Below are 25562 nucleotides of genomic sequence, written 5' to 3' on the forward strand. Positions count from 1 at the left end.
ATTCAGGGAGGAATAAATTATGTTACTAAAACAAATTTTAGAAGTAAATGACATTGTAGATAGGGCAGATGTAAATGGCAATATGGTAAAAAAATATTTGGAATCTTATGGTGGAAAAGATATAACTGTTAAAAAAATTCAAGGAGATGAGGGATCTACTGATTTTATAAAAATTAGGATACCAGGTTTAAAAGGTAAATCAAAAGGGATGGATGCACCAACTATAGGTATTTTAGGTAGACTTGGAGGAATAGGTGCAAGACCTGAACTTACAGGAATGGTTTCTGATGCAGATGGTGCCTTAACAGCTTTAGCTGCTGCAGCAAGAATTTTGGATATGCAAAATAAGGGAGATTACTTGGAAGGTGATGTAGTAGTATGTACACATATTTGTCCAAACGCTCCTACACAGCCTCACAAGCCAGTTCCTTTTATGGGGTCTCCAGTGGAAATGTCTGTAGTAAATAAAGCTGAGGTAGATGATGAATTAGATGCTATATTATCCATAGACACTACAAAGGGAAATAACATAATAAATACTAGAGGGTTTGCTATTTCACCAACAGTTAAGGAAGGATATATACTGAAAGTTAGCAGCGATATTATAAGTATTATGCAGATTACTACAGGAAAACTGCCTTATGTATTTGCACTGTCAACTCAAGATATTACGCCTTATGGAAATGGATTATATCATTTAAATAGTATACTGCAGCCATCAACAGCTACCGATTCACCAGTAATTGGAGTAGCTATAACAACGGAGGTATCCATTCCGGGATGTGCAACAGGAGCTAGTCACTTTCAAGATATGGAAGAGGCAGCTAGGTTTTCTATAGAAGTTGCAAAAGCTTATGGGAAAAAAGATTGTAGTTTCTATGATGAAGAGGAATTTGAATTGATAAAGAAAAAATACGGATCAATGAAACACATACAAACTCTTGGAAAGTAAAAGGGGTGTTATATTTATGAAGAAAAAAATTGGTACTATAACTATAGGACAATCCCCTAGGGTAGACGTAGTTCCTGAAATAAAAAGTGTTCTTGGTGATAATATAGAAATAGTAGAGACAGGAGCTCTTGATGGTTTGACAAGGGGCGAAATAGAATCATTTAAAATAGAAGATAATGACTATATTTTAGTGTCAAGGCTGCAGGATGGAACTTCAGTTAAATTTGCAGAAAGAAATATATTGCTAAGACTTCAAAAATGTATTGAAAAATTAGAAAATAGCGGTGTAGAGATCATTGTATTTATATGTACAGGATGTTTTCCGCCTGTATTTAAATCAAATAGATTACTTATATATCCTCAAACCATTTTACACTCTGTAGTACCTAATCTTGCAAGCAGCAATAAGATAGGAGTATTTACTCCCCTTTGTAATCAGATAAGGCAGACTTATGATAAATGGTCTGAAAGTGGGAAAGATATAGAAGTAATAGCTGCTTCTCCCTATGAAAGTATAGAAAAAATTAAAAAAGCAGCTCTTGATATGAAAGAAAAAAATGTGGATGTAATTGTTATGGATTGTATAGGATACAATTTAAAAATGAAAAATATGGTGAGAGATATAACTGGCAAACCAGTTATACTACCAAGAACTCTTATTGGAAGAATCATAAAAGAAATGTTAGACTGACAGTTAGGAGAGATGTATTTTGGATTTAGAAAAGGGAAGTAAAATAGTATTAGACAAATGCCTTGGTTTAAAAAAAGATGAGAATGTATTGATTGTTACGGATGAAACCAAGTTAAATATAGGACAGGCTTTATATAAGGAAGCGCAGAAAATGGGAGGAGAAGCTGTACTTGCACTTATGAAATCTGGAGAAGTAAGTGGACAAGAACCTCCTAAATGTATTTCTCAAGCTATGAAATCAGCTGATGTTGTAATATGTGCAACTAAAGCTTCTATAACTCATACCAATGCAAAGATCAATGCGGTTAAGAATGGTGCGAGAGTTGCAACCATGCCGGGGATAACTGAAAATATGTTTTCCGAGGGACCTATAAAGGCAGATTATAATGAAGTGGAAAAACTCACAATAAAAATAACTGACTTACTAACTAAAGCTAAAACTGCCAAAATAATTAAAGATGGTCATGTGTTAACTATGAGTTTGAACAATAGGAATGGTGTACCGAGCACAGGAGTTTATAGGAAAAGAAGTACTTCTGGTAACCTACCTTCAGGAGAAGCATATATAGCTCCTGTAGAGGAAACTGCAGAAGGCGAGATGATAGTTGATGGCAGTATGGTTGGAGTGGGAAAAGTTTCGGAACCTCTTTATTTGAAAATTAAAGATGGAAAATTAAAAGAAATAAAAGGCAAAGATGCAGATAAGCTAAATATACTTCTTTATAATGAAAGAAATTCAAGTCTTTGTGAATTGGGAATTGGAACAAATCCTGAGGCTAAAGTTACAGGAGTTATATTAGAAGATGAAAAAATTTATGGAACAGTACATATTGCTTTTGGTACAAATATATCTTTTGGAGGAACAGTAAAAGCAGATTGTCATATTGATGGTGTTATTTTAAATCCGGATTTATATTTAGATAATGTCCATGTGATTGATAGGGGGAAATTCCTAGTATAAGTTAGAATATATAAAGAAAGATTTAGTACTAAAATTTATTTAGTGCTAAATCTTTTTTTATAAATGAATTTTTATGGTGGAGATAAGAAAATATAAATATTAATATATTGGTGTATTTTGTGATAAAATATAATTGTTAATAAAGTGAAGTATAACATTTATCTGTTAATATGATAACATTAATATAGAAGAGGAGAGATAAAATGTCAAAAAATTTAACTAAGGAATATAAATATGCATGGGACAAATATTCAAAAAAAGATTTTAAAATACTCTTTAAAATTTCAGATGAGTATGAAAAATTTATGTCTAAATGCAAGACAGAGAGAGAATGTGTGAAAGAATTTATATTGAGAGCTGAAAAAAACGGATATAAAAATATAGAGGATATAATGAATGCAAAATCCACTTTAAAATCAGGAGATAAGGTTTATGCTAATAATAAGGATAAAAATTTAGCTCTTTTTGTACTAGGTACTGAAGATATGGAAAAAGGTATGAGGATACTTGGAGCCCATATAGACTCCCCAAGGCTTGATTTGAAGCAAAATCCTCTTTATGAGGATACTGACCTTGCATTGTTTGACACCCATTATTATGGAGGTATAAAGAAATATCAGTGGGTTACCCTTCCACTTGCCATTCATGGTGTAGTTATAAAAAAAGACGGAACTAAGGTAGAAGTAGTAATAGGAGAAAAGGATGGAGATCCTGTAGTTGGAGTATCTGACTTACTTGTACATCTTGCAGGAGACCAGATGGATAAGAAAGGAAATAAAGTTGTAGAAGGAGAAGATTTAAATGTTCTAATTGGAAGTATTCCAATAGAGGACAAAGAAGCTAAAAATAGAGTAAAAAAGAATATATTAAGAATTTTAAACGACAAATATGGAATAGAAGAAGAGGATTTTGTATCTGCAGAATTAGAAGTAGTTCCAGCAGGACCTGCTAGAGATTTTGGACTTGACAGTAGTATGGTTATGGCTTATGGCCATGATGATAAAATATGTTCCTATACTTCTTTTGATGCCATGATGAAAATAGAAAATCCAAACAAGACCTGTGTCACTCTTTTAGTAGATAAAGAAGAAATAGGAAGTGTAGGAGCTACAGGAATGCAATCAAGATTTTTTGAAAATATAGTAGCTGAAGTAATGTCACTATGCGAAGAATACAGTGATTTAAAACTTAGAAGAGCTTTAACGAATTCGAAAATGCTGTCTTCTGACGTAAGCGCTGCCTTTGATCCAAATTATCCTTCTGTAATGGATAAAAATAATGCAGCATATTTTGGAAAAGGAGTAGTATTTAACAAGTATACTGGTGCAAGAGGAAAATCAGGTTGTAATGATGCGAATCCAGAATATATAGCTGAAATAAGAAATATAATGGATAAAAACGATGTATCCTGGCAAACCGCAGAACTTGGCAAGGTAGACCAGGGCGGTGGTGGAACTATAGCTTATATACTGGCGGAATACAATATGCAAGTTATAGATTGTGGAATAGCACTTCACAATATGCATGCACCTTGGGAAGTAGCAAGTAAAGCAGATATATATGAAGCTGTAAAAGGATACGTTGCATTTCTAAAAGAGATATAAGAAATGACCTGTGGAGGAGTTGTGTTGTACTAATTAATTAGTATAGCAGCCATTTTAACATGTATACATGCTTTTAAGCACATTTATCTATAGAAGGGGATGTTGTTAAGCAATCTAAAAATTACTATTACAACAGCCCCATTGTAGATTATTTTTAAAGCTATCAATGAATCTTACTTAGTGGGAAAAGCAGATATTCCAAATCTTTGATTTGGCATAGTCGCTTTCGCTGTGTGCAAGCAGATATTCCAAATCTTTGATTTGGCATAGTCGCTTTCGCTGTGTGCAAGCAGATATTCCAAATCTTTGATTTGGTGATAGTCGCTTTCGCTGTGTGTGTGGGAGTGTTACAGTAGGTAGCCATCAGATAAACTTTTAAGTTTGCTTAAGAAATCATTTATTTGATTTTCCTCTAAATAAACTTCACCTATAGTATGACCGTGCTTTAAACTTTTTTTGTTTGTAGAATGGAAATCAGATCCTGCAGTTATGATTTTTTTATACTTTTTAGCATACTTTATGAATCTCTCTGTATCACGAACTTTATTAGCAGGATAAATAGCTTCTATACCATGAAATGGAAGTTTAATTAAATCTTCTATATTTATATCTTTTACAAGTATAGGGTGGGCAAGTACAACCATAGCATTTAAAGATGTAAGCATTTTTATTCCTTCTGTTGTAGAAAGTTTTTTGTTTGGAACGTAGGCAGGACTAGAATCTCCTATAAAATTTGAAAATATGTAATCAAAACTGTAATTATAACCTGCATTTATTATGGCTTTTGCTATATGGGGTCTTGCTACAACTCCATTAGCTATCTTTAATATGCTGTCAAAATCAAGTTTTATATTGAAAAATTTATATAAATTATTTACTATTTTTTTTGCTCTGTTTATTCTGTATAAGTTCATTTCTTTTAGAAAGTCTTTAAACTTTGGAGATATATGAGAGATATCTTTAAAATACCCTAGTATGTGAACGCTTTTATTTTCATACAAGGTAGATAGTTCTATTCCAGGAATAACTTTGATACCTATTTTTTCTCCTTCTTTTAAAGCTTCATCTATACCAGATAAGGTGTCATGGTCTGTTATTGCAATAATATCAACACCTTCTCGTTTTGCCATGCATACTAGTTTTGACGGAAATAAGTTACCATCCGAGGCAGTAGTATGTAAGTGAAAGTCCCCTTTTTTATACAACAAAATCACCTACTTTTAAAATTAACTTATATTTATTATACTACTTTAATCATGAAAAGTTTCAATAAGCTTTAAATTTAAGGCTTTTCATAGTATAGTAGAGAAAAATTTTCGCTTATAAAAGTTTCTAAATACCCTATAATATAGTATATTTTCATTTAATTTTATAGAGTAATAATTTTTATATGGAGCAAACTGATAATGTAATACAAAACAAATAATTTAAAAATGAGGAGGGGAACAATTATGGCAAACAGTAGAGGAAACAGAGTCTTAGTTCCACAAGCTAAAGATGCTTTAGATAAATTTAAAATGGAATCAGCTAGAGAAGTAGGAGTAGATTTAAAAGAAGGTTATAATGGAGATCTTACCTCTAGAGAAGCAGGTTCCGTAGGTGGAAACATGGTTAAAAAGATGATTCAGGCCTATGAACAGGGCTTAAAATAAGATATTGAGTATAGGTAAAAGCCAGATGATAGTTCCATCTGGCTTTTGCACTATTTTATTCCGGATATTTTACCTCTAAGTGCTTTTATACGACCATTTACATAGCTTAAAAGTTCCGACTTATTGTCTTTTATATTCACTGGTGCATTAATAACTATAGTTAAAATGTCCAGTTTACTGTATTTTATCTCATTTGCAATTTCATAAGCCAAATATTTATTTTTTATTTTCCAGTATGTAGTGTTAAATTCATTTGACTGTCTTTGATTATAATATCCTTTTTCTATACCAAATTGAAATAGATCTGCAGCGGATTCTAACTCATCTAAATCTTTGGCTTGTAAAGTTTCATCAATAAGAGTTTGAAATGTTTTCATTGTTACACTCCTTTTTAGTAATTTATAAGTATTTACTATACAGACAATATTACTTATACCTTTTTTCTTAAATTTTGTCAATATTCATTTTAAATTTAGTTTTAGCTAAAATAAAATAGTTATAACTTCTATTTAAAAAATTTTTTATTCTTAAATATTTTTTATGTTTTAGGTAAAAATATAAGTGAATAAATATTTTATTGAAAAAGGAGTGACTTCCATGGGTGATACAAATAAACAACCTGAAAGATCTACATTAGGAGGTTATATATTAAGATTTGTTTTAACGGTAGTTGTACTGGCAATAACTTCATTTTTAACACCTGGTTTCAAGATATCAGGATTATGGTCATATGTAGTTGCAGCAGTTGTAATAAGTTTAATAGATTATTTAGTGGAAAGATTTATGAATATAGATGCTTCTCCTTTTGGAAAGGGAGTAAAAGGTTTTGTAATTGCAGCTGTAATATTATATTTAACTCAATTTTTAGTTCCATATATGAGAGTTACCATAGTAGGAGCTATTTTGGCAGCAATAGTTATTGGAATATTAGATGCCATAATTCCAGGAAGGGTTATGTAAAAATATTTCCTACAGATTCAATAAGTGAATAATCTTTTATTTTCTTTACGCCGCCGGTGTTATTCCGGCGGTTTTTTAAATTAGTAGTAGTTTACTAATTTAAATTTTGTTATAATATGTACAGAAGCAGTGTAATTAGTAAGTTATAGAAATTAAACTTATTTATCAATGAATCTTACTTAGTGGGAAAAGCAGATATACCAAATCTTTGATTTGGTGATAGTCGCTTTCGCTGTGTGCGTGGGAGTGTTACAGTAGGCAGCCATTAGATAAAATTTTACAATAAAATATTTAGAAAGGAAGTATACTATGTTTGAATGGAAAGATGAATATGCTTGTGGAATTAAGAGAATAGATGATGAGCATCAAAAGTTATTTGAAATAGGACAGTCTATATATGAGTTAGCTGTTAATGAAAATCACGTTGACTATTTTGGTGATATTTTGAATTTAATTGATGATCTAAAAGAGTATACTGTTTATCACTTTGAGGATGAAGAAAAGATTATGCAAATGTATGACTATCCAGGTTATTTGGAACAAAAACGAGTGCATGATAAGTTTATAGAAAAAATAGAGAGCTTGGATTTAGATGAAATAGATGAAGATACACAAAAATCAATTTTGGATATTTTGGATTTTGTGTACAATTGGATATCAAGTCATATATTAGGCATGGATCTGAAGATAAAAGATTATTTTGATGAGCTAAAATTGAATAGACTGAAAAATAGGAAATAAAAACATAGATGTAGTGAGAAAAGAGGAGAAATATACTTGAAGGAAATTGAAAAAATCTACTGCAGAAGAAAAAAACATTACGACCATCTTGTGAAAAGGCAAAGTTTTACTGCAGTACGTATGAGTAGGTTACGTTTTTTAATATTTTTGCTAGGAATAATCTTTATAGTAGGTCTTTATATTAAAAACTATCACTATATGAGTTTAAGTATTTTCCTGGTTTCAGCTATATTGTTTGTACTTACTGTAAGAATCCATGAAAAGTTAAAACAAAATACAGATTTTACAAAAAAACTAGTAAAAATAAATTGTAATTCGCTAAAAAGAATAGTTGGTGATTGGAAAGAATTTAACGAAAAAGGAGAAAATTTTAAGGATGTAGAGCATAATTATTCCTGGGATCTTGATATATTTGGTGAAAACTCATTATTTCAATGTATTAATTGCTGTAATACTTATCTTGGAAAGGAAAACTTAAAAAATGTGCTGTCATCACCTTTAGGAGATTCTAAAGATATAGAAAAAAGACAAAGTGCAGTTTTGGAATTGTCTCGCAAATTAAAGTGGAGACAGCATCTAGAAGCACAGAGTTCCTCCATAGAAGATGATGTAGAGAGTGTTTCAAAGCTTAAAGGAATAGTTTCAATTAAGCATTCAACGTACAGAAATAAATACATTATAGTTGTATTTAAAATAATTCCTATTGTAACTATAATGCTTTTGTTTATGAGTTTTGTATTTCACTTTTTTAATAATTCTATAGGGTATGCAGCACTTGTAGTTCAAATAATTTTACTTTTACCAGGGGCTAAAAACAGATTTAGTACTTTAAACACGGTTTTCAATTTAAAAAGTAATATAAGATCTTATGAAAAAACTATATCCTTAATATGCAAAGAAGAATTTCAGTGTGATTACTTAAATGACTTAAAAAGTATGCTATTTAAAAAACAAAATGGAAAATTAAAAAATGCAGCAGAAGAAATATATAAGCTAAAAAAGATATCAGAGAGCATATCTCAGCGCCAGAACATTGCATATATAGTACTTAATATATTTTTCCTTTGGGATTATCAATGTATGTTTGCCTTTGAAAAGTGGAGGGAACAAAATGGCAGTGAGCTTTATGGCTGGATTGAAACTGTTGGAAAATTTGAAATGTTGAGTAGTCTTGCAGTTATAGCATTCGACCATTCAAGTTGGACAATGCCTGAAATTTTGGATAAATCCTTAGTTTTAAAAGCAGATTCCATGGCACATCCTCTTTTAGGTGATAAGGCGGTTTGTAATAATCTGAATTTGGACAAAAATTCCAAAGTAGCACTTATTACAGGATCAAATATGTCGGGGAAAAGTACTTTTTTAAGAACAGCAGGTATAAATTTAGTACTCGCTTATTCGGGGGCACCGGTTCGTGCAAAATCATTTTGTTGTTCTATAATGAGTATTTACACCTGTATGCGAATAAGTGACAATTTAGAAAAAAATATATCTTCTTTTTATGGAGAAATTTTGAGAATAAAATCTATTGTAGAAGCTGCTAATAGAGGAGAAAATATTTTTTTCTTATTAGATGAAATATTTAAAGGTACTAATTCTATAGATAGGCACACTGGAGCCAAGATACTTATAAATGAATTGATGGATTCTAATACCTGTGGTATGGTATCAACTCATGATTTGGAATTATGTGATATAGAGAGTGAAAGCAATGAAAGAGTAAAAAATTACCATTTCAGAGAATATTATAAAGATAATAAAATACAGTTTGATTATAAATTACATAGAGGTGCATCGAAAACAAGAAATGCTCTGTATCTTATGAAAATGGCAGGAATTAATGTACCGTATAATTAATTTGATATATTTTTTGCATATTCAATAATATTTTTACAAAATATACTTTAGAGTGCAAAATCTATTGACTAACTTAAAATTTTAGTTCATAATATATTAATATAAGTGAATAACTGAGGTAGAGGTGCAGAATTTAAGAGTAGAGTTGAGGAGTTAAGCACTGTGATACAACTTGAAAGGAAATTTTGCCGAAGTTATTTAGCAGATGCTTTAATGTTAAGTAATTGGGTTTACATAAAATATATGTAAAACTGTCACAAGGTTAATTTGTGGAGAGCTATCATTCGTTATAGGATTAATATGTCTTTATATAACCTTGAGTGTACTCTCAAGGTTATTTTTATGATCACCTTATGTCCGTCTTAGTTATATCACTTATCGGAGATTAAAAACCGATAAGGGGGGAAAAAAATGCAAAGTGTTGCAGAACAAAAACAAGAGGGGACCTATGAACTTAAAAGAGGTCTTAAAGCCAGGCATTTAAATATGATTGCTTTGGGCGGAGCTATAGGAACAGGGTTATTTTTAGCTCTAGGAGCTACGATTAAACAGGCGGGTCCTGGAGGCGCACTTGTGGCTTATGGCTGTATAGGAGTTATGGTTTATTTTTTAATGACAAGTTTAGGAGAAATGGCAACGTACATGCCTGATTCAGGTTCCTTTAGTACATATGCCACTAAGTTTGTAGATCCGGCACTGGGGTTTGCACTTGGATGGAACTATTGGTACAATTGGGCTATAACTGTTGCAACAGAAATGGTAGCAGGGGCCTTGATAATGAAATTTTGGTTTCCGAGTGTACCATCTATTATATGGAGCGTATGTTTTTTAGTACTTATAGTTGGACTTAATTTATTGTCTGCAAAAGCCTACGGAGAATCAGAATTTTGGTTTGCAGGTATTAAGGTTTTTACAGTTATCGTATTTTTAATTGTAGGTGTGGCAACTATTTGTGGAATATTTAATGGAAAACCTGTAGGATTTAAAAACTTTACAGTAGGAGATGCACCTTTTGTAGGTGGTTTTAAATCTATATTTTTAGTTTTCTTAATTGCAGGATTTTCTTTTCAAGGTACAGAGCTTATAGGTATAGCAGCAGGAGAAAGTGAAAATCCAGAAAAAACTATACCAAAGGCAATTAATGCTGTATTTTGGAGAATAATATTATTTTATATAGGTACAATATTTGTAGTAGGAGCTCTTATACCTTATATGAATGCAGGAGTTGATACAAGTCCTTTTACTCTGGTATTTCAAAAGGCAGGTATAGCAGGAGCAGCTTCTCTTATGAATGCGGTTGTTTTAACCTCAGTTCTATCTGCAGGGAATTCTGGAATGTATGCTTCAACAAGAATGTTATATTCTATGGCTAAAGCAAAAGATGCACCAGCATGTTTTGCAAAAGTTAATTCAAGGGGAGTACCAGTAAATTCACTTATACTTACTACTATAGTGGCATCTGCTTGTTTTTTAACTGGCTTTTATGCAGAAACTACAGTGTATGTATGGCTGGTAGCAGCTTCAGGACTAGCAGGATTTGTAGCCTGGGTTGGAATAGCACTTTGCCATTACCGCTTTAGAAAGGCTTATGTTTTTCAAAAACGTGATTTTAGTAAATTAAAATATAAAGCTAAATTATTTCCACTGGGCCCGATTATAGCACTTGTACTTTGCATTGTGGTTATCTTGGGTCAAGGTATTACTTATTTTGGAGAAGCTAAAATAGATTGGGGTGGAGTTATTTCTTCATATATAGGACTGCCTTTATTCTTAGGACTGTGGGTATGGTATAAAAAAAGGTACAGTACAAAAGTTATTAAATTAGAGGATGTAGATTTTAATAGTATTGAAAAAGAAGTAGAAAATATGAAGTAATATTTTGACAAAAAGTTTCTAGGAAGTTTACCTTTCTGGAAACTTTTTTATATTTTATCCGATGACTATCTGATCTAATACTCCCACGCACATGGCGAAGGTGACTATCACCAAATCAAAGATTTGGGATATTTGCTTTCTCCAAGTGTACGTTACTAGCAGCTATGTCCCTGGATAACGATTTTTCCTAAAGGATAACGCCTTCTAAGTGCTGAAGCACTTAGAAGGTTGTTAATAGGCATCAGGTGGAGTCAAAACTCCATCTGATGCCGAGAACTCTGTTTATATTAGTGTATTTTTATGCAAAAGTTGAGGAAAATAATAAAGATGATATCTTTAATATACAAATTTGATGAGTTTATCTTATTATATATATTTTTTATAAATTAGACTATTATGGATAATTTATGGTAGAATTAGAAGAGCAATGATGAAAAAATCATGTTCTTGTCTAGTATGGTATTTCTAAATTAAAATTAGATCTGCTAAAATATTTAGTTAAGCTTAAAGCTTTATTAATAAGGGGGGTAATAGTATTTATAAAAAGGTATTTACAAATGTTATCCTTATATTGTTTACTGTATTACTTTTAAAAGTTATGGCTGTAACTTTTTATTACAATACTAATTCTCTTTCTCTTAAATATTCGTATAATATAAAAATTAATAAATTAAGTAATATAAATTATAAAAGAAAGAACAAGACACCAAAAAAAGTTAATAATACTGTAATGCCAAGTGAACCTATAGTAATAGCTCATCGTGGAGCAAATAAATTTGCTCCTGAAAATTCCATTCCTGCTATTGATACTGCAGGTAAAATGGGATATTGGGGAGTAGAATTAGATGTATGTTCTTCCTCCGATGGTGTTTTATATTTACTCCATGATCCTACACTTAATAGAACAACTAATGGAAGGGGACAAATAACAAAAAAGTCGTCAGACGAAATAGATGAGCTTAAGATTGATAAGGGGGCAAATATAGCTCAATATCCTAATTTAAAAGTACCTCGATTTGAGGAAGCATTGACGGAATGTTCTAAATACAATCTTGTACCAATATTTGAAATTAAATTTCTAAGTAAAAGAAATAGAGATATTAATACATTTTTAGATATTATTCATGAATATGGTTACGAAAAAAAAGTTATTGTTCATTCATTTAATTATCCAGCTTTGGAATATTTAAAAAGTAGGGATAATGAAATTCGTATAATGCCCATTATAAATCCAAATAGCAGACTCCATGGTTATATGTATGCAAAATCTATAGGGGCTGTAGCTTTAGACTCCAGATATGATTTCCTTAATAAGAAAATTGTACAATTGGCTCATAAAGATGGATTAAAGGTATTTTGTTGGACAATTGACAGAAGACAAGATTTTAAAAGAGCTGCTAAAATGGGGGTAGATTATATATATTCTGATACCATTTATCCAAGTAAACAAGAGGTAAAGTTAAGAAAAAATCCTGTATAGCTATTAAAGTACAATTAAAAATTGAGAATTAAGAATTAATAGTTATGGATGATTTTCTTCCGTTAACACTATAGAAAATCTAAAATATAGTAGTGTTATTGCAGCTTTATTTCAATAAGCTTTAAATTTAATATTTTTGAAATTACAATAATCTATCATAGTTTTCTAAACGAAAAATAAACTTATGCTCCAAATATTTTTACAAAAACAAGCACCGTTAAATATGTTTATTTATTGTAAAGATATCTCTGGGCATAAGTTATTTTTTAGTTAGAAAAAAAATATATATATGGTTTTCAATTTAAAAGTTACTTATACATAAAATATACTAACAAAATTGAAATCAAACTTAAAAACTTTTTTTATAAGTCTTAGTGAGGTATTTTAGAAAATCTTAGAAGCTTATATATGTCTGAGGTACGAGTTTATATAGGCTTCTTTAGATTTTCAAAATACCGAGCTTTAGACTTATAAAAAGTTTTTAGTGTGATGAAATTTGTTAGTATATGGCTGGTATAAGTTAACTTTCTACTTTGAAACTCTATAGATCATTGAGATTACTTAAACAAGACATGAATCAGATCAATAGCTGTTTTATTACAAACACTGTAATTAACTTCAAGTCCGTTTCTAGTTCCTTCTATAATTCCTGCTGTCCTTAATTTTTGTAAGTGCTGCGATAAAGTTGACTGAGGAATTTCAAGGCAATTTTGCATGTGGGTAACATTACAACAACCTTTATCTAATAATCCTCTGACTATACATAGTCTAATAGGATGTGCCAGTACCTTAAGAAGTTCAGCAGTATCGGCATACTCTTTATAATTATTGTCCATAGTTCTACCTCGCTATATTTCTATATTTGAATCTTTACATTTACATATTATGATATAGAAATATAAACGTCAATATATAATAATTATAAAAGATTTATTAAATTTTAAAATATTAAATATAATTATGTAATATATAATATAGGCAAAACTAATTAGTGTACAAGCAAGTACACTAGATATGTAAAGGAGATTAACTATGAATTATGATAAAATCCATAAAAGCGCTATAAAATCATGGATTATTGGAAGGACAGTAACTAGTGTTATATTTATAGCTTTATATGTGGTATGTGTAAATTTGTTCTTAATGCCAAGAATTGAAGATATGAAAGTACTAAAATGTATTTTAAATCTTTTAACTGGAATAATAATATTTGTTTCAATTTTGGATAGTTTTATATGGCCTTTTTTAGAGTATAAACAGTGGAAATATGGTATATTTGAAGATAAAATTGAACTTATAGAAGGCATAATCATAAGAAAAAGAACAATAATTCCAATTTCTAGAATTCAAAATTTAAAAATAGAACAGGGACCAATTGAAAGAATGTGCAAAATAGCTTCTATAAATATAATAACGGCAGGAGGTACACATAAAATTCCTGCTGTAGCTGTGGAAGATGCTGAAAAAGTCGCAAATAATCTTAAAGATGTTATAGAATTGGGTGATAAAATTGGATAGGATAGAGAGAAATCATTTCTTCAAATTATTTTATAGTTTAGGCACAATATTAAAAGAAATGATAGGAATTATTTTTGCATCAGGATTCTTAATTAAGTGGATTGGATTTAGATTAGAAATTTTAATTGCAGTAGTTCTATTAATACTACTTCTAGCATATGAGATTATAGAATGGAGAAAAAACATTTTTATAATAAGAGAAAAGTCTATTTATCACAAAGAAGGTGTTTTTAGCGTAAAAAAAGTAGAAGTCCCTTTAGAAAAAATCAATACGGTGGACATTTCAACAAATTTCTTTGAACAAATTTTTAATGTAGCAACTATAAAGATTGATACAGGAGATGCAAAGGATCATGGAAATGAATTGAAATTCACTTTAAATAGAAGAAGGGCTGAGAAGCTTAGAAATATACTGCTTAAGGAAAATAAGGATGTACTTAAAAATAAATATGAGGGATCTTATAGTTTAGGTTCAAAAGAATTATTTATATATTCTATTATTTCTAATTCATTGTTTAAGGGACTAGCTATATTTCTTGCTATACAGCAATTTTTTGAGGAACGTGTTAAAAAATTACTTAAATTTAATATTGATACATCTAAATATTTTAGAGGGTTTCATTATGTAACTTTTTATAAAAAAATTTATATAATAGTAATTATAGTTTGTATTATATTATTTGTAAGTTTATGTTTGTCTATTATATATAATTTTATAAAATATTATAATTTTAGGATGTGGGCTGATAATAATAAAATTTGCATAAATTATGGAGCTTTAAATAAGAAAAATTATAGTTTTGATAGAGAAAAGATTAAAGGGATACATCTTAAACAGACCATTTTAATGCAGATTTTTGGCTATTTTACTATAGAAGTAGAGAGTATTGGATATGGAGATGAAAAAGGAGAAAAAGCTATACTATATCCTATATGTAATAGCCAATTGAAAGATAAAATATTAAAAGATTTACTTAATGAATTTTTGTATGAAGATAATTTTAATAAACCTCTTAGTAATGTATATTTTGGTTTTTTTTATAAGAAAATTATTTTTTGGATAATTGTAACTTGGATAATTGCATTTATAAAACCAAGCTTTATTCTATTTAGCATAGCCATGTTTATAATATTATTTATTATAGGACATATGGAATTTAAAAATACTGCACTGGGAGTAAGTAGAAGTTTAGTTTGCGTATGTCATAATAGTTTTAATAAAACTCAATCTGTTTTAAAGATGTCGACTATACAATCTGTGACTTTATCATATAATTATTTTCAACACAATAATGGGGGTTGCAATTACAAATTTATTTTATATAGTTCTAATTATGGAAAAGAGTTAAAGGTCAAAAATTTAAAAGATAATATTATTGAAACTTTTTTTAAATAACAATAGTTGGCAGTACAATAGTATAAAATAATTGACTAAAATGTTTGAATATGCTATTATAACCATATAATTAAATGTGAGTAAAACAGTAGGAATTGATATTAAAAGCTGTAGTTACAAATTTTTTATTCTCTACAATACAGTATGGTAAAACAGTATGGCAGAGTGAATAAAGATCGCAGAAGTGGGCTTCTGTCTCTGTAAAGAGTCAGAAGCTTTTTAATACCATAATATGGAGGTGGAAACATTGGAAAGTATTCTGAGACTTGTTAATTTGGCAAAAGTTTTTGATGAACAAAGGATAGTAAAAAATATTTCACTTGATATTAGAAGAGGTGAATTCTTAACTATTCTCGGACCAAGTGGCTGTGGAAAGACAACTACACTTAGAATGATTGCAGGTTTTGAAAAACTCACTGCTGGGAGTATTCTCTTAGATGGAGAGCCTATAGAAAATAGGCAACCTTATGAATTGGATATTAATACGGTATTTCAAAACTATGCTCTTTTTCCGCATATGAATGTATTTGATAATGTAGCCTATGGTTTAAAAATTAAAAAAGTTAAGAAGTTAGAAATAAAAGAACGTGTTAATGAGATGCTAGAGCTTGTACAGTTAAGTAATTATGAAAAAAGAATGCCTTCTCAGTTAAGCGGAGGTCAAAAACAAAGGGTAGCAATTGCAAGGGCACTTATTAATAAACCTAAAATATTGCTTTTAGATGAACCTCTAGGTGCTCTAGATTTTAAATTAAGAAAACAAATGCAGATGGAATTAAAGATGCTTCAAAAAAAACTGGGGATAACATTTGTATATGTAACTCATGATCAGGAAGAGGCATTAAATATGTCTGACCGTATAGTTATAATGAATGAAGGATCTATAGAACAGGTAGGTGACGCTAGAGATATATATGAAAATCCTAAAACCAGGTTCGTAGCAAGTTTTATAGGTGAATCCAACTTGTTTGAGTCAACTGTGGAAGATATTTTTCAAGATAGGGTTATATTGAAAACTGGAGAGTTTAAAATTGCTGCTTTAAATAAAGCATTCAATTTAGGAGACAAGGTGTGTGTTTTAGTTAGACCTGAAAATGTTAAATATTCTTTAAATCAAGTTAAAAATTTTAGTATTGAGGCAATAGCCCAAGAAAATGCATACTTAGGTTCTAATATAAGAACCACTTTTATTTTAGAAGATGGAAGAAAAATTGTATCCAATAATTATGATAAAAATTCAAGGATACCAGAAATTAATGAAACTTTATGGATATATTGGAACGTAAAGGATGCTATTATAATAGATAATAAAGAGAATACTGATGAGATTAATCAAACAAGCAAGGTGATGGTAAGTTGAAGACTGAAAAAAAGAGGCCGTTAAATTTTGAAAAAAGTTTTTTTATAGGGCCTGTATCTCTTTGGATGATAGTTTTAATGGGAGTACCAATTTGCTATGTTATATTTATAAGCTTTCTACAAAGGGGGATAAATGGTGGAATTGATTTCGTATTTTCTCTGGATAACTATAAAAGAATTATATCACCACTGTATCTTAAGGTATTTATAGACTCCTTATTAATTGCACTTATAACTACTTTATTTACTTTAGTTGTAGGATATCCATTTGCATATCTTGTAGTAAAAATACCAAAAAAATTTCGTATATTTGTTGTAATGCTTATAATTGTCCCTTTTTGGACTAACTCTCTTATAAGATCCTATGCTTGGATGACACTTTTAAGTACAGAGGGACTTGTGAATAATTTACTTATTAAAGTGGGATTTATAAAAGAACCTCTTGAAATGTTGTATACTTATGGAGCTGTACTTATAGGAATGATATATACTCTTTTCCCATTTATGGTACTACCACTTTACACATCTATAGAAAAAGTTAATAAAAATTACATTGAAGCAGCTAAAGATTTAGGTGCAACTTCTCTTAGAGCATTTTTAACAGTAACTTTACCGCTTACCAAGCCTGGAATTGTAGCTGGATGTATTTTAGTCTTTATACCTTCCCTTGGATTATTTTATATATGTGATCTTATGGGAGGAAGCAAGGTAATGCTCATAGGCAATTTAATTAGAAACCAATTTTTAATATCTCGTGATTGGCCTTTTGGTGCAGCACTATCTGTATTTATGATAATTATTACACTGATACTTTTGCATGTAAGTACTAAGCTAGTAGGTAAAAAAGTGGATTTGGAGGTTTTTTAGCATGATAAATAAAATTCTTAAGAGAACTTCTGTCTTGTATATAGTGCTTGTATTCATTTTTTTATATTTACCTATAGCTGTAGTTGTAGTTTATTCTTTTAACAGTGCAAAAACAGGGGCAGCATGGAATGGAACTACTATTAACTGGTATAAGCAGTTGTTTGATGATTCAAATGTTATAGTTGCATTTAAAAATAGCTTGACTATAGCAGTTATAAGTACCATAGTTTCTTCAATAATAGGTACAATAGGGGCTGTAGGATTGTATAAGTATAAATTTAAGGGGAAAAGTGCAGTGGAAGGACTATTAAATATAACGATTGTTATACCTGAAATTATTATGGGAATTGCATTGCTTGTGTATTTTTCACAAATTGGGCTAACCCTTGGTATAGGTACCTTAGTTCTAGCACATGCAACTTTTAGTATTCCTTTTGTGTTTATAATAGTTAGATCAAGACTTGCAGGATTCGATTTGTCAATGGAGGATGCAGCTATGGATCTTGGAGCAAATAGGCTTAAGGTTTTTACCAGTATTACACTTCCACTCATATTACCGGGCATATTTTCAGGGGCAATGATTGCATTTGTTCTTTCCTTTGATGATGTAATTATAAACTTTTTTGTATCGGGAGCGGAAAGCACAACTCTTCCAATAAAGATATTTTCTATGCTTAAATTTGGGTTATCTCCAGAGATAAATGCCCTTTGTACCCTTATGCTTTTAGTTACATTTGTAATTTTAGCTTCTGCACAAATTATTAAACTAATAGGGATAAAAAAAGTATAGGTTGAAATCTCTATGAATATTAATTTTAATACAATGAGAGGGGAATATTAAATGAAAAAGAAATTATTAAAACTATTGAGCTTATCAGTAATAGTTGCATGTACGATTGCTACTTTGTCTGGCTGCGGAAGTCAAAAACAGGCTTCCGGAAATGATGAAAAAGTAGTAAATGTGTTTACCTGGGCTAATTATGTACCCGATTCTGTAGTAAAAGAATTTCAGAACAAAACAGGTATAAAGGTAAATTACAGTAACTTTTCAACTAACGAGGAAATGCTTACAAAACTTCAGGCAGCAAAGGGATCTGAATATGATGTAGTAATATGCAGTGATTATATTATTGAAGTTATGGGAAAGCAAAAAAATATTTTAATGCAGCCTATAGACAAGTCAAAGATACCAAATTATAAAAATGTAGATCCTCGATTTTTAAATCAACTTTATGATAAAGGCAACAAATATTCTATTCCTTATACATTAGGAAGTCAGATAATAGTATATAATTCAGAAAAAGTTAAAATTCCTATAAAGGGATATAAAGATTTATGGAATTCTACACTTAAAAATTCTCTTGTACTTGTAGACGATCCTAGAATAGTAATAGGCATGACTCTTAAAAAATTGGGATATTCCATGAATGAGACGGATTCTAAGAAATTGGCTCAGGCTAAGGAAGAACTTAAAAAATTAAAGCCAAATGTAAAAGTACTTAATGCAGATACACCTCATAATAGTCTTATTAATGGAGATGCAACAGTAGGATTTATGTATGGTTCTCAAGCATCTACTGCAGTTAAGACAAATTCTAAGTTTAAAATAGTATATCCAGAAGAGGGCATGAATGCAGAAGAAGATAATTTTATTATACCAGTAAAAGCACCTCACAAGGAAAATGCTGAAAAGTTCATAAACTTTATGCTGGATGGTAAAATAAGCAATGAAGCTACGACAATTAATCAATATGTAAATACAAATAAAGCTGCCAAGAAATTTATGTCGAGTAGTTATTTAAACGACAAGGCGGTATTTATTCCAGATTCAGAATTAAATAGGGCTGAAAGATTTAGAGATGTAGGTAATGCTGCAAAGACCTATGATTTAATATGGTCCGAATTCAAACAACAATAACATTGAAAACTTAAATATAGACCTTAAATGAAACTGTATGGGGGAGGCAAGTTTATGAATATCTATGATTTAGTTATAAAAAACGCTCAAATAGCAGATCCAGAAAATGAAAAAATATTCCATGGCAATCTAGCAGTTCAAAATGGTAAGATAGCTTCAATTACTAGCGAAAATATAAGTGGTAAAAAGGAAATTGATGCTAAAAATTGTATAGTATGCCCGGGTTTTATAGATATTCATGCCCATATTGATGGAAATATGAGCTGTGGAGAATTGTCTTTAGTTCAAGGAGTTACTACAACAGTAGGTGGAAATTGTGGTGGTGGTCCTACAAATTTGAACAAGTTTTTTGAAACACAAAATAAAAATGGCTTTCTCATAAATCAACTTCAATTTATAGGCCATTCCTTTAGCTTAAGACATAAAGTTGGAATTGATAATCCCTATATAAATGCGACAAAAACTCAAATAGAGGAAATGAAAAAACTTTTGGAAAAAGAATTTGTAAATGGAGCTGTGGGGTTATCCTTTGGACTTGAATATGCTCCAGGATCTTCCTTTGAAGAAGTTATAGCTTTAAGCAAGCTTGCTTCACAGTATAAGAAGTTAATTTCTATTCACACAAGGCTTAAGGCTCCCGATGATTTAGAATCTCTTAAAGAAGCTGTTAAGATCTCAGAAATTACAGGTGCACTAGTTCAGGTATCTCATTTGGTATATCAATATGGAGAAGGAGTTATGACAGAGGCACTTGATATTTTAGATAAGGCAAGAAAAAATGGAGTAAATATATGGGCAGACAGCGGAATGTATACTTCTTTTGCAACAGGTATAAACACCAGTGTTTTTGATGAAGACCATATTGAAAAATTTGGCTGGAAGTTCAGTGATCTATATATAGCTTCAGGAAAACTTAAAGGCAAGTGTCTTACAAAGAAATTGTATGACAAAATGAGACAAAATGATGAGGACGCAGTTATAATTTGTTACACTGGAGTAGAAGAAGAGATTTATGAAGCACTATTAAAAGATTATGTAGTACTGTCTTCAGATACAGGTCCTTCTCCTACAGGAGACATAGGAGAAGGTCATCCTCAAAATTGTGGTACATTTCCACGCTTCTTTAAAAAGATGGTAAGAGAGAAAAAGTATATTTCTCTTATTGATGCTATAAAAAAATGTACTTTGATACCGGCAAATATACTTGGCCTCAAAAATAAGGGAAGGTTGTCTGTAGGATGTGATGGAGATCTAGTAATATTTGATATGGATACCATTGAAGATAAAGCCGACTTTTTGGGAAAAGGAAGACCAGATGCTTATCCAGATGGAGTTCATTATGTAATAGTTAATGGACATGTAATAGTTAAGTATGGTAAAATTAAAAAAGATATTTTGCCTGGAAGGGCAATTAAAATGAATTAAATTAGGCATTTGAAAGAAAATAGGCTAGCATATTGATTAGTTATTTCTTTGAAAATGCCTTATAAAGAGCATACCGATTTTTAATTAAGTTATGCTCTTTATGGCATTGTATAGAGTATAATTACAACCATAGTAGACAAATAGGATGAAATAGATATAAAATATAAAATATAGTATTTAAATGACTATAAAGTTATAATTTATATTGGAGGTTTTATAATGGCAATTTTAGTTTGCGGTGGAGCCGGATACATAGGCAGTCATATGGTTGCGGAGTTATTGGAAAATAAAAAAGAAGTTATCATATTAGATAATTTTGAAAAAGGGCATAGATCTGCAATTTTAGGTGGAAAGGTATATGAAGGAGATTTAAGAGACGATAATATACTTGACAGAGTATTTGGAGAAAATGAAATTGAAGCTGTAATAGATTTTGCTGCTTATTCTCTTGTAGGGGAAAGTGTAGATGAACCTCTTAAATACTTTGATAATAATGTAGGTGGAACTTTAAATTTGCTTAAAGCAATGAGAAAGCATAATGTAAAGTATATTGTATTTTCATCAACCGCAGCTACTTATGGGGAACCAAAAAGTATACCAATTTTAGAAAATGCAGTTACATATCCTACCAACCCCTATGGAGAGTCAAAGCTTACAGTGGAGAAAGTTTTGAAGTGGAGTGATAGGGCATATGGTATAAAGTATGCTGCACTGAGATATTTTAATGCAGCTGGAGCACATATAAATGGGGCTATAGGAGAAGATCACAGACCTGAAACTCATTTAATTCCAATAATACTTCAAGTAGCCTTAAAAAAGAGAGATAAAATATTCATATTTGGGGATGATTACAATACAGAAGACGGTACCTGTGTTAGAGATTACGTTCATGTAACTGATTTAGCTAATGCTCATCTTTTAGCACTGGATAAAATTATGAAAGATAATGAAAGTAAGATTTATAATTTAGGAAATGGAAAAGGATTTTCTGTAAAAGAAGTAATTGAAGTTTCAAGGAAGGTAACAGGGGAAAAAATAGAGGCTGAAATTGCACCTAGGAGGCAAGGAGATCCAGCAGTGCTTGTGGCTTCTTCTAAGAAAGCCCAGGATGAACTTGGATGGAAGCCGAAGTATAATTCTCTGGAGAACATTATTGGGACTGCCTGGAATTGGCATAAAAATCATATAACTGGATATGAAAAATAATAGAATGTAAACAGGAGAGGAGTTGAATGTTGTTAAATAAATATAAATTTATTTAACATAAAGTTATGGACTATAAAGAAATAATAGCAGAAAGAATTAAAGAAAATGTAGATTTGGAATTGGATTTTATAAAAGGTTTGATAGAGATACCTCCAAAGCCTGAGATGGGAGATTATGCCTTTCCATGTTTTCAATTGGCAAAGACATTAAGAAAATCTCCAAATATGATTGCAGAAGAATTAAAAAGTAAATTAGACAAAGAATATTTTGAGAAAGTTGAAAATCTAGGACCTTATTTAAATTTTTTTGTAGATAAAGCAGCTTTTACAAAAGATACTTTAGAGAAGGTATTAAAAGAAGGAGAGAATTACGGAAAATCTGAACTAGGTAAAGGAAAAAATGTAGTTGTAGAGTTTTCGTCACCTAACATTGCAAAGCCATTTCATGTGGGACATCTTTTTAGTACATCTGTTGGAAATGCATTGTATAAAATAATAAGTTCTCAAGGATATAACTGCACCAGAATAAATCATTTGGGAGATTGGGGAACTCAATTTGGAAAACTCATATCCGCTTATAAAAGATGGTGTGATGAAGATTCCCTACATAAAGATCCAATAAAAGAGCTTTTAAGAATATATGTTAAATTTCATGAAGAAGCTGAAAAAGATCCTTCACTCAATGAAGAAGGTAGAATGTATTTTAAAAAATTAGAAGATGGATGTGAGGAAGAAGTTACTCTCTGGAAAAAATTTAAAGATTTAAGCCTTAGAGAATTTAAAAAGATATACGATCTTTTAAATGTGGATTTTGATTTCTATACAGGAGAAAGTTTTTATTCAGATAAAATGGATGCTGTTGTAGAGGAAATAGACAAAAAAGGGCTTTTAGTAGAGAGTAATGGAGCAAGAGTTGTAATGCTTGATGATTATAACATACCTCCTTGTATTGTAAAAAAATCTGATGGAGCTACTATATATGCAACACGTGATTTGGCTGCAGCTATATATAGAAAGAAAACTTATGATTTTGATAAATGCATATATGTAGTAGGGCTTGACCAATCACTTCACTTTAAACAGGTATTTACTACACTTAAATTAATGGGAAATGATTGGGCAGATTCATGTACACATGTAGGTTTTGGTCTTGTAAGATTTGCAGATAAAAAACTTTCTACAAGAAAGGGAGATGTAATATTTTTAGAGGATTTATTAAATAGATCTATAGAGAGAACCCTTGAAATAATAAATGAAAAAAATCCTGAGCTTGAAAATAAGGAAGAAGTTGCAAAGAAGATAGGAATAGGTGCTGTTATATTTACTTATTTAAAAAACAACAGAGAAAGAGATATAGTATTTGACTGGAATGAAATGCTAAGCTTTGAAGGAGAAACTGGTCCTTATGTACAATATAGCTATGCTAGAGGAAAGAGCATATTAAGAAAAGCTCCTGCAGATGTAAGTGAAAATGTAGATTACAGCAAATTAAGTAGTAAAGAGGAATTTGAACTTGTAAAAATACTTCATGGTTTTAATAAGGCAGTATTAAGTGCTATAAATAAGTTGGAACCATTTATAGTAACTAGATATGTAATAGATGCAGCTAAAGCCTTTAATAAGTTCTACAATGCACACAGCATTATGAATGCTGAAGATGAAGGTGTAAAGGCAGCTAGGATTCAGCTTGTAAAGGCTTCCTGCCAGGTAATAAAAAATGGCCTGAATTTACTGGGAATAGATGTAGTAGAAAAGATGTAAAAATAGCATTTGTATTTTGAATTCAATTCTACAGCAGAATGGAGATGGAGAAGTTACTTAGTAACTAGGTTATGGAAATCAAAGAGTATAAACAGCGTATAAATATTTCAGAAGATATATTTTCAAGTTGTAATATGGATGATATAGCATATTTTGATATAGAGACAACAGGATTTGACAGGGAACATGACAACATAATACTTATATCTTTTGGGAGATTCTTAAGCAGGGATGACTTTGAAATGAAACAGTATTTTTCGGATGTTTTAGAAGATGAAAGGGAAGTTATATATAATTTTGGATTAGATGTAAAAAAATATAGCAGTTGGTGTTCCTATAATGGAATAGCATTTGATGAGCCCTTTATAAAAGAGAGGGCTCATCAAAACAACATATGCTTTGAAACTCCTGAACATCACATAGATTTGTACAGGCTTATAAGACCTTACTATAAACAACTTGGAATGGAAAGATGTAATTTAAAGACTGTAGAAAAATATGTGGGAATAGACCGAAAAGATAAAATAGATGGTGGAATTAGTGTAGATCTGTACAAAGAATTTCTAGAAAGTAAAAATGAAAATATAAAGAAAACTGTAATGCTGCACAATTATGAAGATGTTTTAAATTTACCTAAAATACATGAATTTGCTTGCAAAATTAAAAATAATAATTTGATTGTAAGGGAAAATTGTATTACAGAGAAACAGTTAAAATATTTAAAAATACTTTTGAAAAAGAATAATATACAACTAGATATTCAATTAGAAAAAGTATCTAAAAGAGCCGCTTCTCACGTCATAGACCATCTCCTAAAAGGTGAAAGTGATTGTGATGAATTAGTAAATATAATAAATAATAGTTACTAATACTTTTAATATAAAATTAAATTTTTAAAATATTTGTACTTTATATTGAAAAATGATTGTATAATTGAAATAAGGAGGGATAATAGTATGGTAGGAGAGATAATGCATTCTGATATTGTAAAATTAAAGAGAGAAGATAGTCTCCATAAAGCTCTAGAGATAATGTATGACCATAATATAAATGGAGCACCAGTAGTTGATGAAAACGGTAAACTAACAGGTATGATAGTAAAAGCAGATATATACAGGTTCTTAATGGAAGAAGGACATTATGATACATGTCCTGTTGACTGGGTTATGGCAAAGGATGTAGTTACAGCTAAAAGTGATGAAGATATTTTAGCTGTTGCAAAAAGACTGAGGGAAAAGAACATAGTATCTATTCCTGTAATTGATGATGAAAATACAGTTAAGGGAATTATATCCATCGAAGATATATTGGATTATGTTATAAAAAAGTTCTGATATTTA

The 25562-nt window shown here is 30.4% G+C and carries 24 protein-coding genes and 1 riboswitch; of the genes, 21 read left to right on the forward strand and 3 right to left on the reverse strand.

The window, feature by feature from the left end; translation table 11 throughout:
* Positions 1-19: 19 nt before the first annotated feature.
* The 4 genes from WY13_RS01040 to WY13_RS01055 all read left to right on the forward strand — a co-directional run bounded on the left by WY13_RS01040 (position 20) and on the right by WY13_RS01055 (position 4208).
* On the forward strand, positions 20-952 hold the full coding sequence (locus WY13_RS01040; protein ID WP_063553865.1) for a DUF1177 domain-containing protein: 933 nt from the start codon (positions 20-22) through the stop codon (positions 950-952).
* 16 nt (positions 953-968) lie between these two features.
* Entirely contained in the window at positions 969-1643 is a 675-nt protein-coding gene (locus tag WY13_RS01045) for an AroM family protein (protein WP_063553866.1), read from the forward strand.
* Between the two features lie 19 nt (positions 1644-1662).
* Entirely contained in the window at positions 1663-2604 is a 942-nt protein-coding gene (locus WY13_RS01050) for an aminopeptidase (protein WP_063553867.1), read from the forward strand.
* 203 nt (positions 2605-2807) lie between these two features.
* Entirely contained in the window at positions 2808-4208 is a 1401-nt protein-coding gene (locus WY13_RS01055) for an aminopeptidase (RefSeq protein ID WP_063553868.1), read from the forward strand.
* Positions 4209-4555: 347 nt separating this feature from the next.
* Here the strand turns inward: WY13_RS01055 and WY13_RS01060 are convergent, their stop codons facing one another.
* Complete coding sequence (locus tag WY13_RS01060) at positions 4556-5413, reverse strand: PHP domain-containing protein (RefSeq protein ID WP_063553869.1); 858 nt, start codon at positions 5411-5413, stop codon at positions 4556-4558.
* Between the two features lie 246 nt (positions 5414-5659).
* Here WY13_RS01060 and WY13_RS01065 point away from each other — a divergent pair, with 246 nt between their 5' ends.
* The gene (locus WY13_RS01065; RefSeq protein ID WP_063553870.1) at positions 5660-5860 is read left to right on the forward strand and encodes an alpha/beta-type small acid-soluble spore protein; all 201 of its coding nucleotides are present in this window, start codon (positions 5660-5662) and stop codon (positions 5858-5860) included.
* 50 nt (positions 5861-5910) lie between these two features.
* On the opposite strand, the gene WY13_RS01070 is transcribed toward WY13_RS01065, so the two are convergent.
* On the reverse strand, positions 5911-6237 hold the full coding sequence (locus tag WY13_RS01070) for a hypothetical protein (protein ID WP_013238835.1): 327 nt from the start codon (positions 6235-6237) through the stop codon (positions 5911-5913).
* Between the two features lie 220 nt (positions 6238-6457).
* Between WY13_RS01070 and WY13_RS01075 the strand changes: the two genes are divergently transcribed.
* The 5 genes from WY13_RS01075 (at position 6458) to WY13_RS01095 (ending at position 12773) form a co-directional block, all read left to right on the forward strand.
* Complete coding sequence (locus tag WY13_RS01075) at positions 6458-6820, forward strand: phage holin family protein (RefSeq protein ID WP_063553871.1); 363 nt, start codon at positions 6458-6460, stop codon at positions 6818-6820.
* Positions 6821-7129: 309 nt separating this feature from the next.
* Positions 7130-7561: a bacteriohemerythrin gene (locus WY13_RS01080; RefSeq protein ID WP_063553872.1), complete on the forward strand. Its 432-nt coding sequence runs from the start codon at positions 7130-7132 to the stop codon at positions 7559-7561.
* A gap of 36 nt (positions 7562-7597) precedes the next feature.
* Positions 7598-9418 carry a MutS-related protein gene (locus tag WY13_RS01085; RefSeq protein WP_063553873.1) on the forward strand — a complete coding sequence of 607 codons (1821 nt, stop codon included), beginning with the start codon at positions 7598-7600 and terminating at the stop codon, positions 9416-9418.
* A 111-nt stretch (positions 9419-9529) separates the two neighbouring features.
* Positions 9530-9706, forward strand: a riboswitch (Lysine riboswitch).
* Between the two features lie 123 nt (positions 9707-9829).
* A complete protein-coding gene (locus WY13_RS01090; protein WP_063553874.1) occupies positions 9830-11293 on the forward strand; it encodes an amino acid permease in 1464 nt (487 codons plus the stop codon).
* A gap of 571 nt (positions 11294-11864) precedes the next feature.
* Complete coding sequence (locus WY13_RS01095) at positions 11865-12773, forward strand: glycerophosphodiester phosphodiesterase (RefSeq protein WP_242866295.1); 909 nt, start codon at positions 11865-11867, stop codon at positions 12771-12773.
* A gap of 557 nt (positions 12774-13330) precedes the next feature.
* Here the strand turns inward: WY13_RS01095 and WY13_RS01100 are convergent.
* The gene (locus WY13_RS01100) at positions 13331-13609 is read right to left on the reverse strand and encodes an ArsR/SmtB family transcription factor (RefSeq protein ID WP_063553875.1); all 279 of its coding nucleotides are present in this window, start codon (positions 13607-13609) and stop codon (positions 13331-13333) included.
* 196 nt (positions 13610-13805) lie between these two features.
* Here WY13_RS01100 and WY13_RS01105 point away from each other — a divergent pair, with 196 nt between their 5' ends.
* From WY13_RS01105 to WY13_RS01155, 11 genes are all read left to right on the forward strand, one after another.
* Positions 13806-14291, forward strand: coding sequence for a PH domain-containing protein (locus tag WY13_RS01105; protein ID WP_063553876.1), 486 nt, complete (start codon positions 13806-13808; stop codon positions 14289-14291).
* Positions 14275-15687: a PH domain-containing protein gene (locus WY13_RS01110; protein WP_242866296.1), complete on the forward strand. Its 1413-nt coding sequence runs from the start codon at positions 14275-14277 to the stop codon at positions 15685-15687. The genes WY13_RS01105 and WY13_RS01110 overlap by 17 nt, the downstream gene beginning before the upstream one ends.
* A 247-nt stretch (positions 15688-15934) precedes the next feature.
* Positions 15935-17047: an ABC transporter ATP-binding protein gene (locus WY13_RS01115; protein WP_192844962.1), complete on the forward strand. Its 1113-nt coding sequence runs from the start codon at positions 15935-15937 to the stop codon at positions 17045-17047.
* Positions 17044-17913, forward strand: coding sequence for an ABC transporter permease (locus tag WY13_RS01120; protein WP_063553879.1), 870 nt, complete (start codon positions 17044-17046; stop codon positions 17911-17913). The genes WY13_RS01115 and WY13_RS01120 overlap by 4 nt, the downstream gene beginning before the upstream one ends.
* A gap of 1 nt (position 17914) precedes the next feature.
* Positions 17915-18703: an ABC transporter permease gene (locus WY13_RS01125; RefSeq protein WP_063553880.1), complete on the forward strand. Its 789-nt coding sequence runs from the start codon at positions 17915-17917 to the stop codon at positions 18701-18703.
* Positions 18704-18754: 51 nt separating this feature from the next.
* Positions 18755-19831: a polyamine ABC transporter substrate-binding protein gene (locus WY13_RS01130; RefSeq protein WP_063553881.1), complete on the forward strand. Its 1077-nt coding sequence runs from the start codon at positions 18755-18757 to the stop codon at positions 19829-19831.
* Positions 19832-19885: 54 nt separating this feature from the next.
* Complete coding sequence (locus tag WY13_RS01135; RefSeq protein WP_063553882.1) at positions 19886-21256, forward strand: N-acyl-D-amino-acid deacylase family protein; 1371 nt, start codon at positions 19886-19888, stop codon at positions 21254-21256.
* Positions 21257-21475: 219 nt separating this feature from the next.
* Complete coding sequence (galE, locus tag WY13_RS01140) at positions 21476-22462, forward strand: UDP-glucose 4-epimerase GalE (protein ID WP_063553883.1); 987 nt, start codon at positions 21476-21478, stop codon at positions 22460-22462.
* 65 nt (positions 22463-22527) lie between these two features.
* Positions 22528-24222 (forward strand): arginine--tRNA ligase, encoded by a 1695-nt coding sequence (argS, locus tag WY13_RS01145; RefSeq protein WP_063553884.1) that lies wholly within the window; start codon positions 22528-22530, stop codon positions 24220-24222.
* Between the two features lie 71 nt (positions 24223-24293).
* Positions 24294-25091 carry a ribonuclease H-like domain-containing protein gene (locus WY13_RS01150; protein WP_063553885.1) on the forward strand — a complete coding sequence of 266 codons (798 nt, stop codon included), beginning with the start codon at positions 24294-24296 and terminating at the stop codon, positions 25089-25091.
* Between the two features lie 87 nt (positions 25092-25178).
* A complete protein-coding gene (locus tag WY13_RS01155; protein WP_063553886.1) occupies positions 25179-25556 on the forward strand; it encodes a CBS domain-containing protein in 378 nt (125 codons plus the stop codon).
* The last annotated feature ends 6 nt before the right edge of the window (positions 25557-25562 follow it).

The organism is Clostridium ljungdahlii (genome assembly GCF_001636845.1).
Taxonomy (GTDB): domain Bacteria; phylum Bacillota; class Clostridia; order Clostridiales; family Clostridiaceae; genus Clostridium_B; species Clostridium_B ljungdahlii_A.